11 protein-coding genes are annotated in these 9,155 nt (G+C 39.7%); 4 read left to right on the top strand and 7 right to left on the bottom strand.

Annotated features, from left to right (window positions below; all coding sequences use genetic code 11):
• The 7 genes from AC1DPQ_RS09190 to AC1DPQ_RS09160 form a co-directional block, all read right to left on the bottom strand.
• On the bottom strand, positions 1–464 hold a 464-nt coding region (locus tag AC1DPQ_RS09190; RefSeq protein WP_477608924.1), incomplete at its 3' end, for an ATP-binding protein.
• Positions 465–562: 98 nt separating this feature from the next.
• Positions 563–907 carry a hypothetical protein gene (locus AC1DPQ_RS09185; protein ID WP_477583782.1) on the bottom strand — a complete coding sequence of 115 codons (345 nt, stop codon included), beginning with the start codon at positions 905–907 and terminating at the stop codon, positions 563–565.
• Between the two features lie 179 nt (positions 908–1,086).
• Complete coding sequence (locus tag AC1DPQ_RS09180) at positions 1,087–2,163, bottom strand: DUF932 domain-containing protein (protein WP_477583780.1); 1,077 nt, start codon at positions 2,161–2,163, stop codon at positions 1,087–1,089.
• A complete protein-coding gene (locus AC1DPQ_RS09175; RefSeq protein ID WP_477583778.1) occupies positions 2,147–2,347 on the bottom strand; it encodes a hypothetical protein in 201 nt (66 codons plus the stop codon). The genes AC1DPQ_RS09180 and AC1DPQ_RS09175 overlap by 17 nt, the downstream gene beginning before the upstream one ends.
• Positions 2,348–2,405: 58 nt before the next feature.
• Positions 2,406–2,954 (bottom strand): FlaG family protein, encoded by a 549-nt coding sequence (locus AC1DPQ_RS09170; RefSeq protein WP_477608922.1) that lies wholly within the window; start codon positions 2,952–2,954, stop codon positions 2,406–2,408.
• 440 nt (positions 2,955–3,394) lie between these two features.
• Complete coding sequence (locus AC1DPQ_RS09165; protein ID WP_477579105.1) at positions 3,395–3,889, bottom strand: hypothetical protein; 495 nt, start codon at positions 3,887–3,889, stop codon at positions 3,395–3,397.
• 361 nt (positions 3,890–4,250) lie between these two features.
• Positions 4,251–4,952, bottom strand: coding sequence for a hypothetical protein (locus AC1DPQ_RS09160; protein WP_476767445.1), 702 nt, complete (start codon positions 4,950–4,952; stop codon positions 4,251–4,253).
• 55 nt (positions 4,953–5,007) lie between these two features.
• Here AC1DPQ_RS09160 and AC1DPQ_RS09155 point away from each other — a divergent pair, with 55 nt between their 5' ends.
• The 4 genes from AC1DPQ_RS09155 to AC1DPQ_RS09140 all read left to right on the top strand — a co-directional run.
• On the top strand, positions 5,008–6,138 hold the full coding sequence (locus AC1DPQ_RS09155; RefSeq protein ID WP_477579103.1) for a caspase family protein: 1,131 nt from the start codon (positions 5,008–5,010) through the stop codon (positions 6,136–6,138).
• A 97-nt stretch (positions 6,139–6,235) separates the two neighbouring features.
• Complete coding sequence (locus tag AC1DPQ_RS09150; protein ID WP_477579101.1) at positions 6,236–7,171, top strand: exonuclease/endonuclease/phosphatase family protein; 936 nt, start codon at positions 6,236–6,238, stop codon at positions 7,169–7,171.
• Between the two features lies 1 nt (position 7,172).
• Positions 7,173–7,592, top strand: a complete 420-nt coding sequence (locus AC1DPQ_RS09145) for a hypothetical protein (protein ID WP_477579100.1) — start codon at positions 7,173–7,175, stop codon at positions 7,590–7,592.
• A 312-nt stretch (positions 7,593–7,904) separates the two neighbouring features.
• Positions 7,905–9,155, top strand: a 1,251-nt coding sequence (locus AC1DPQ_RS09140) for a glycosyltransferase family 4 protein (protein WP_477608920.1), incomplete at its 3' end; no start/stop codon positions are given.

Genomic DNA, 9,155 nt, shown 5'->3' with positions numbered 1-9,155 from the left:
GTATTATGATCTCCAGTTAGAAGCTTTTCATCTGTATCAATTACAAGATCTTCAATTTTCTTTACGCTTTTAATATACTGTTCATTAAATGGGATGGTTGACTTAGAAAACGTTTTGGTTAATTTTTCAAACCCGACTGTTTCAATAACAATATTGGATCCTATCTGTAATGCAGCAAAACGCCCAATCCCCTTTCCACCTTTTTTTGATGAATCTCCAAAATCCAAAAGTTTATCTTGAATATCCTCTAGGTATACACCCACTCCATCATCTTTTAATTCTATCTTTCTAATTGGAGTAGCTGAAAGTTCATTATCTTTAGGATAATCAATCGTAATGCTGATATTTTGAGCATGGGCCTGGATTGAATTATTTATAAGTTCGCAAAACGCAAGGAAAGTGCTTTGGTATTGCGTGAATAAATCATGTAGTAGCTGTGTTGTAGCAGATACTTTTCTTTTCATAACTGATCTGAGCATTAATCTACTAATTTAAGTTTAAATCTTGGACAACTGAAATAAATGAGATGATTAGCAATACATTCACCTTTTATGCATTAAAATTATTTCTTTCGATAATATTCCAGCACCCGTTTCACAAAGATTTCCATCCGGTTCTTTAAATCCTCAATCTGCACGAATGCAGCTTCAATGCCCTCCTTAGGATCCTTTACCTTTAACCTGCTATAGCGTTTCAGGTCTCCAGTAGTGATATTCTCTTCATTTTTTTTGAACTCTTCGGGTGTCTGCCAGCGTTTAATTTCAGGATCATAGATCCATAGCCTCTTACTCACCGCCTCATCATAAATAGGACGGTAATTTGCATTTGGAGCACTCTGGTAATTTCCCATGCGGCGGCTCTGCTCAGCAATAAACCCACCGTTACCCTGCAAATCTTTAGGCTTCATTTTACTAATATTTTTAGCAAACTTAAATCCTTTATCCCACTTTTCAAAATCTTTTTCTACACCTCGTGCGCATAAGCGCCGCCCGTCTGCTGCGCAGCAGCAGCGGGCGGCCCGCGGTTTTCACGGGCTAAAAAAACGGCCAGCCCCAAAGGCTGACCGCTATCAAAAATTAAATCCACCTAATTCAGCGCATCCGCCCCCATCTTTGCAAATGCCGTACAGAGATCAAAAGCCGTTTGGTTGTGCTTCAAACCTGTACCGTACATAATGGATTTAAACTTGCTTTCATCATCCTTATAATTTCTTAAGTTTTGATGGTATCCCGTAACCGCATTATAAGCCCCGAACAAAGTACCTTTTGTGGTTTCCATTTGCTGGGTGGGGCTGCTTAATGCATATTCCAGAACCTGCTCCACCGTATTTTGATAAAAGGTAGAAAGTCCGTCCTCCCTGCCATTCCGTACCGCCTCCAAAGTTTCGCAGTTCGGTACCACAGCAACCTGTATCAACTGCTTTAGGTATTTATCAGTAATTTTTACCCTGCTCCAGCGGTTAAATAATCCTTCCATCTCATTTGCCAATAGATTGGAAATCCCCAAAAGTTTGTGCGCTTCCCTCAACCTGTCTACCGCTCCCGCGGTATGCTTGATGCGCATACAACCCGTCAGATTCTTCATTGCCGCATTCAAAGTATTTTGGCAACATATGCGGATCGGTGTAAACGCAGCAGTTATACTTCCGCTCCCATCATGGGTGGTGGAAAGAAAAAGGTATTTTTCTATACAGTCGTTCCGCCCCACACGGATATAGTCGGGCAGTTTAGCCGTGATAAATGTACGTTCACCTTTGCCAAGACAGCCCGCAGTTTCATATTTTATACCCTCACCACCGTCAACAATCGCATCAAAAAAAGCAAAGGCATCAACATTCTGTACAATCTTGTAATCCCTGCCCACCACGCCCAAAACTTCCTGCGTGTCTGCACGGACGGTTGCAAAAGCATTCGGCACCAAAAGACCTTCATTCCCACCGCCCAGATAAACTGTATTGGGAAAATCCAGCAGATCCATCGCCAAGGCATTCGGCGTAAACAGAGGCCGTTTTTCTACCGCAAAATCAAGCCCTGCAAATTTTATCGCTTCGCTACTCTTCGGATAGTCCTCCACGATTGTACCCAGCCCATGCCAGGCCTTTTCCCGAACACTGAAAAAGCTGTGCTTTCCCGTGTTTTTATTATAATTAATCTGATGTGCCATTTTCTTTTGGTTTTGGTTCAACATTGGTGATCATCGAAAGACTGACCTTGAAGAATCCCACATTCTTCGTATTGGTCAGCAAACAGCTCCCCTGTGCTAAAATCTCATTCATCGTATCTTCAATATTTTCGTGCGGCGTGCTGACCACAGCCCGCAGCACGATAAAAACATGTTCCATTTTCATTGTATCTACTATTAAAATCTAAAAAATCATTGCCCCCGAAAAACGGGGGCAACAATAATTAAGCAGGGACAACCATTTCGCCCTCAATCTCCGAAAGCCTGCCCACACAAAGCATTCTGACACGCTCGGCAACCTCTTTGATGATAAAAGGGTTTTTGGTCTTGAACTCATTCCCCTTGTCATCCTCAATCATTAGTTCACAGCGTTGGTGCTGGCCGATACCCGTTTCCTCCGCATCCTCCAACTGTTTCACCTCAAACTCCTCCAAAGTCGTAATGGTCTCAACCAATTTATCCCTTTGGATTTTTTTGCGGTGCAGGCTCTCCACCATTTTTAAAACCTGCTCCAGATTCATCGCAGGCTTTTGCTCCGCCAACTGTTCTTTGATCTCCGTCTTGGTCGGCTCCTGCTTCACCTCCGTCCCTTTTACTTCTTCCTTTTTTGCCTCTCCATTAACAGCACCGTTAATTTCCTTATCATCCTTTTTCGCCCCCGCACCTCTTCCATTGCTCCCATCCTGGGCAACTTTTACTCCTGCACTATCCGCTTTTGGCGTACCTGTTAACTGACCGTTTGATTTTCCGTTCTCGATTAAATTCGTTTTCATGATTTTTTGATTTAAATAATTGTTTAAAATGATTCCTATAACATCCCCTATCGGGGAAACTGCTTTAAGCCGTGGCGCATCCTGCGCCATGCGAGGCCTTTGGGCTGTGGGTGGGCTTCTACCGTTTAATTTTTCCATGGGCTAATAATTTATGTCAGTCGGCAGGAGCCTCCTGTCCTTTTGATAAGCCCCTCACCTGACTACGGTCCTGTTTTCAAGACAAGGCTCTGCCGAAAAAAAAACCTCGAGAGCGAAGCGAGCAGGGAAGATTTTTTTCGAGCAGACCCCGCAGGGGCCCGGCCTTGACGGAAACAGGATTGTTCAGAAATTTGCTTCTCCAAAAGGGCAGAGTGGTACCCACGATCACCTCAGAAAAGATAACCCATAGAAAAAAGAAAGCGGAAAGCGGAAAAGATCAGCTACCGCTCAACGTTAAGGAATTATCCATTATGCGGATGCTCAGAAGTAATGCTGGGCGAAACGCCTGATCGGACCTCGGCCAGCACAGGATGATCCGCCATCTCCGGATAGATCCCCTCCAGCCCCGACATCATCCGTATAAAATCCTCCTTCTTACCGTCCATTTCCCCGATCAAATCAAAACACTTGCTCACCTCATCCATCACATCATCTGCCATTCCCACACTTTGCACACTAGCCATGCGTTCCGCAGGCTCCACATTTTCCGCATTCCCTGATCGGTCAAAAACCAGCTCCGACATTCGCACCTCCTGAACCCCGGCCTCCAACCTCACCTTTCCCATCACATCAGCCACACCACCACTGGAAACAGCAGCCGTACCATTCCCTCCAGGTTCCCCACGGGCCCGGCACCAAACTTTTAAGAAATAAAAAAGAAGCCCGACCGAACAGATGCCCATCAGGCAGGCGGCAACAAAAAACATCGGTTGCCAATTAGAAATGAACTTTACCATCAAAGAAACTTTAATCCATCAAGCGGTATTGCTTAACTGGATCAAAGTTTCGCAGAACGCAAAACTTTATGGCCGAGCTTGGAAAAATTGCAGAAAAAGCGCGTCCAAAAGGCAGGTCAAGAAATAAAAAGGAAATTGGGATCTTGGTATTAAGTGAATGGTCTTTTTCAAATCAGTTAAAAAACTACGGACAAAAACCTGGTATAAGTTGAAACAATAGTTGCTTATAAGAAACATACTGGTTAAATTCTTGGCCAGCAAGACAATGTAGTTGAAAAAATATCAACTAAAAATAGGACAAAAAAAAGCTGATAAATATAATTTATCAGCCTTTTTAAAACTAAATATGATTACTTCACACTTAAGGCAATTCTACTGGACTAATCGAAATTGTAGTATTACTGGCGTTCAACGTTTTCAATACATTATTAAAAGTTATTGCAAGCTTACCAAAGTTATCTACGTTATAATCTCCTTGAGATCCTAGTCCTTCAGCGATAAGACTCCCGTCCATACCAAAACCAAGTGATTTTAAGCTAAAAGTGGCGGAAGCCATGTCCAATTGAGCACTTGCAGCAATATTTGGTAAAGATCCCCCAAACTTAGATTTAATTGATTTCACGTGAATGAAACACCTCAGTCCGATACCTATTTTTTTCTGAGCACCGTCACATTCGACAAGTTTATACCGCACATAATCTTGAATAATCAGTATTTCCTTTTTCCCAATACTTCCAGAAAAGCCCATCGCAGAAGCCGAGGCAGAAGCATCAGAGGTAAATTTATACATTTCAAAACCCGCACCGCTATTAAGCTGACTTATAGCCGTAGGAAGATTTGAACATTCCGGCTTGTTCTCATTTAGCAATTCAGGGACTTTACTCGCCGTTTCTGGAGACATAGCGGTAAGGGTTTCATACTTGATAACTTTATTCCCAGGAATATCTTTGGCCTTCACTGAATCAACCATGGATTTAAAATCTTCATCGCTTATGCCAGCGGATTTGTCATTGCAGGAAAACAATAATAGTCCTATTGAAAGGACAGATAAGAGCTTTTTCATAATTTTGTTTAATTTAGTTACATCTAATTTACATATTAATAACTAGTTATAAAATATGAAGCGTCTCTTTTTTATTTTTTTATTGGCTATGGCCTTTAAGACAGCTGCTGCGCAGCGTGTTCACGCCTTTCTTCTTTGCAGCACTGCAGACAAAGACCGTGTGATGAGGGAAGGTTCAGCACTCGATCACTCAAGAATGAAAAACTTATCTCAAAAGATTGCTAAATCAATGGGATACGGATTTGTAGAACATACACTTTCAGGCCTTGAACTAACGACACAAGGGGTAAATGAGCTAATCGATAACATTTTACCGAAAATCACCAAAAAGGATATCGTCATTTTCTACTACAGCGGTCACGGCTTCTTGAAAAAGGGGGATCCTGCGAAATTCCCAAATATCTTTATACCAAACATTCCACTTGCTTCTTCACAGCTTCACAAAAAGTTATTAGATCAAAAGCCGAAATTCATTGTGACCTTAATTGATGCCTGCAGTAATTATATCCAATTAAATAATCAGGGGACACTGATGCTGATAGGAAAGGAATTTACAGGTGAAGATTTAAGTCCTGAACCTCTATTTAACAAAAATAAACTCGAAGCTTTGTTTAGCAGATGTGACAATGTAATGGTTACCGCTGCACAACCCGGCTTTAAGGCCGTTCAGACCGAGAAAGGCTCATATTTCACAAGAAGTTTCCTAGAGGCCTTTAATGAAATTATGAATCCCAAGTACACACATCAGGCTACATGGGAGTCAATACTTGCTCAGACAAAATCCTATACAGAAGCTCGTACAAATTATGCGCGGTACTATAGTTCTCCTAGATGGATCCCTTCAGAGTGTGATCTCATTAAACCCAAATCGCCATCAGATGAAGACCCGACCCAATTGTTTGCTGATTTTAAAATAGATGCAAGCGCGAGGCATAGGTGGTTCTTTCAACGTAAACAATGGTATAAAGCTATGCTTACTGTCACTGCACAGAAACCAATTGATTCTGTAGTATACTTTCTAGACGCAACCATGCCACACCCGATTGTTACGTTATTGCCAACCCAAGTAAACATTGATTCAAATTTCGAACACAATCTAATTGTTTACGGGCAATTTCCGATAAAAACAAGGGTTTATTTCAAAGACGGTACTGCTGAAGAACATATCAAGGATATTAAATTTTAAAGAAAATAACATTCTAGCTTTAATTATCCATACCTATGTTATTTTAATACTGTTATATATCTTTGAAGACATATAACGCCAGAATATTAAGCCTTTTATGCTCAAAACACTTTATTGGAACGTATATCAGAAACTCGACACCCTAGCTCCAGAGATCGAAAAGCTGGCGAAAGCAAAAAATGTGGACATTCTGGTCTTAGCTGAGATCTGTAAAAATACGGACAAGAAAAATACGGACACCTTAGTTCAAGATATTGAAAAAAGAACCGGATTAACTTATCTGAGAGGTACAGATCCGGAATCTGCGTGGCTGCACACTTTTTATAAAAAGAACCAGGCTTTTAAAATTGAACTTCTTGATACTTATTCTGTCCCCTTTCGCCCTTCTGATATTGCCAATGTGACAACCGATGAGTCTGAATATTTTACAGGATACCTAAATAGGTTTGAAAGAATGCTTTTTTTTAAAATAACCGTTAATAAAAAGTCATTCCTTCTGGTACCCCTTCATTTTCCAAGCAGGATGTACTGTAGCATCAACAAGCAACTTGATCTTGCAGAATTATTCAAGAAACAGATCGAAGTAACCGAGCATAAAGAAAAACTTAGAAGTATAGTTTTTGGAGATTTCAATATGAATCCCTTTGAACTGGGCATGATCAATCACAAAGGTTTCTTTGCTTTACCCAGCCAAGAATTAATAGGAATGAATAGCTTCTATGAAATACCATATTTTTCATACTATAATCCATCCTGGTCAAAATTCGGCGATCACACAACTGAAAATACCACGGTAAGCAGACGACCAAGTGGTTCTTATTTTTTCAGCAGCAGCTCGGATATCAACTATTATTGGTATATCCTTGACCAGGTAATCATAAGAAAAGAACTTATCACTAACTTTAGCCTTTCAAGTTTTGAGTATATTGTTGGACATCAAGGTGGAAAAGAATTTATAAAAGCCGATTTTACACCTGACAAATCTAATTTCAGCGATCATTTACCCATATTTTTTGAATTAAATAATTTTTGACATGAACGACTACGAAAATCTCTGGCCGAAAAAAGATGAGTTAAATAAAAACACTTCCTTTAATACCGCTCCATACGGCGTATTATCGAAATTTACGGAAGCCCTGTATGATGCTTACGAAGGAAAAATTTTGGGAATTTTAAAAGCAAGTTATCTGAAAAAGGAAAACCAGGACCTCTATAATTTTAAATATTCGCTGATTATCACACATTCAAAAATAATCGGAGTACAGATCAAGATTTTGGAAATGAGTGTCACTGATGATGGATGGTACCCTGCCGAAATTTACCTAAATCCTCCAAAACCTTATAAACATGGTAGAGCCGAAAGTGAAGCCCAATTGATTAAACAACTTAAAGAAGCGGTTAATACTGATATCGTAAAACAACAGATCAGCATTGTTTTAGAAACCGGAACCTGATTTTCCAATTAGTACTGGAAATATTAAATAATTGGGAGTAGTCATTTTGGATCTTCAAAAGTGAGGAAACCGCATTAATGAAATACCCATCCGCTCCCAAGACGACATTCTGATGGCTTTCGATAGTATTTGGAGACACTTCTCATTCTTCAGCCGGTTTATTACAAAACAATGAAAAGATTGCTTCTCCACTCTGGAACACTTAATGTTTAGAAAATTTTTTAGTTGATGAAATTTAAAATTTTCGTATTTATATTTATAATCTAAAAGCATCAGTTGTTTACACCTCTGATTAACTCTTTACAATAATTGATGATCAATCTAGCCATTCTCGCACCAGTTAAGGAGAGTTATTCAGAAACTTTTATCCAAGTTCACAGACAGTTGCGTTTTAATATCAAGTTTTATTTTGATGGGCTTATTCCCAAGCGATTAGAGCCCATAGGTATTTTACCATATAATATGGAGCACGGTTTTTATCAGAATTTAACTTTGCCAGAACTTAAACTTAGAGAATCATTTATAAAAGAACAAATTGATTGCGTTTTGACTGAATTTGGCATAACAGCAGCCGAAAGTTTGAATGTAGTCCAATCATTGAATATTCCTTTGGTTGTTCATTTTCATGGGTATGATGCAAGTAAAGAAATATCTGCTCGATATTATGAGAAGTATCTTCAAGTATTTAATTATGCTAGTTTTATCATTGTAGTATCTAATAAAATGTATGAAGACTTGCTGAGAATAGGGTGTCCAAAAGAGAAAATGGTTATTTCATATTACGGCCCCAATGAGAATTATCTYAATTTGAGGCCAAAATCTAAACAAAAGCAATTTATAGCAGCAGAAAGGTTTATAGACAAAAAGGCATTTGCGTTAACTATAACTGCTTTTAGAAATGTAACTGCTCTCTATCCCGAAGCCGTTTTAATATTTACCGGCAATGGCCCATTTTTTGATAAATGCAAAGACTTGGTTAGGGAATGGGGATTAACGTCAAATATCAGATTGATAGGCCCTGTATCCCAAAAAAGCCTACAAAAACTATTTTCGGAATCCATCGCTTTTATACAACACTCTGTTGTTTCTGAACATTGTAATTCAGCTGAAACCCCAATAGTAGTGATGGAAGCATCGGCTGCAGCCCTGCCAGTAATTTCAACAAAACATGGTGGCGTCCCTGACGTTATTTTAGATGGAATAACAGGGTTGCTTGTTGACTATTTCGATGTAGATGGAATGAGCAGAGCTATGATTAAGATTTTGGAATCCCCCGAATTTGCCAAACGATTAGGCAATGCTGGAAGATCCCGGATAAAAACGGACTTCACTGTATCCAAACATCTTAAAAGCTTGGAAACATTAATAATGAAAGCCCACTCCTCCCCAGCTATCGGATCAAAATCCATTCCAATTCTTGATAACCAGAAAATCGCTCCGTTTCACTTTTTTGGACATGAAGAAAGCTCGAAAGGTGTTAGGATTTCGGTGGTTATGCCCTGCTACAACGCAGAAAAGTTCATTTACCAGGCTATTCAAAGCATTATAGATCAATCTTTCAAC

The organism is Pedobacter sp. 01T416_2, assembly GCF_056398925.1.
Note: the sequence above shows the minus strand (reverse complement) of the source record. Positions and strands in the feature narration are given on the sequence as shown.